The sequence below is a fragment of the Photorhabdus hindustanensis genome, from assembly GCF_002968995.1.
Classification (GTDB): Bacteria; Pseudomonadota; Gammaproteobacteria; order Enterobacterales; family Enterobacteriaceae; genus Photorhabdus; species Photorhabdus akhurstii.
On sequence record NZ_PUWT01000184.1, the window covers coordinates 1 to 929 of the forward strand.

The following is a 929-nucleotide window of genomic DNA, read 5'->3' on the forward strand; positions in this document are numbered from 1 at the left end:
GAAATCAACCTGGTTGGCCCCTTGTGTCAACGTCAGGTTTTTCGCCTGTACTTTGCCATTTAATATTGCTGCCCGGCTGATAATATCGACATCATCCTGCGCCGTTGCATCCAGCCCCTTTTCACCGATAGTTATGGTGCCTTTTTTCACTGCTAAGGCTGCTAACGCTCCGTCTTTATCAAACACCGGTTTTCCGGTCGATAAGGTGACTGCCGGGGTATTAACAAAACCACAGCCATTACAGGTAATGCCGTTCGGGTTGGCAATGAAGACACTGGCTTTTTGTCCCACCACTTCCAACAGACCTTGCAGATTTGAAGTTAAAGTGCCTACCACTTCATTAATAATCAGCTCCGCAGACTTACCGTTAAAGTGAGGGTTTGCCTTAATTGGTCCTGCCAACACGGATTGTGTAGCACCGGTAGCATTATTTAATACCAGTCCTAAAGCCCCAACATTAAACTCCTGATAATAGTTATGAGAAACACCATTGAGGTTAGGCGCTGCAATATGGACAATAGGAAGATTATTTCTCACGGCAACCCGTGCCTGCTTATCCGCCAGTTTAATCCCCGGCATTCCGCCTGCTATTTCTGGGACATGTATTGTCAGCCGGGGTGCATTACCCAATCCAAAATCAATCAGCGCAGAAGTCACCGGGATATATTTCCCTTCAGCTGAGTGCAACGCGGTGCTGTTTTCGGCGATTGCAACTGCCCCTTCGGCTGACAAAATTGCCTCAGTATGAGTAATACCCCTGCCGGCAATCATGGTTAAATTGTTGCCGGCGGTGATCTTGCMTTAAAACGGGTATCCAGACCGTATAGTAAGGGCGATAGGGTTAATTTACATTTACCATTAACTGGCAATGTTATAATCGTGATGGATATATTTTTTAAAAGAAATTTATTTCTCTACTCCATTTTATA

The 929-nt window shown here is 45.3% G+C and carries 1 protein-coding gene; it reads right to left on the reverse strand.

The window, feature by feature from the left end; genetic code table 11:
• A partial coding sequence (locus C6H66_RS25165; protein ID WP_422615637.1) for a filamentous hemagglutinin N-terminal domain-containing protein occupies window positions 1-657 on the reverse strand: 657 nt, incomplete at its 3' end.
• Window positions 658-929 lie beyond the last annotated feature (272 nt).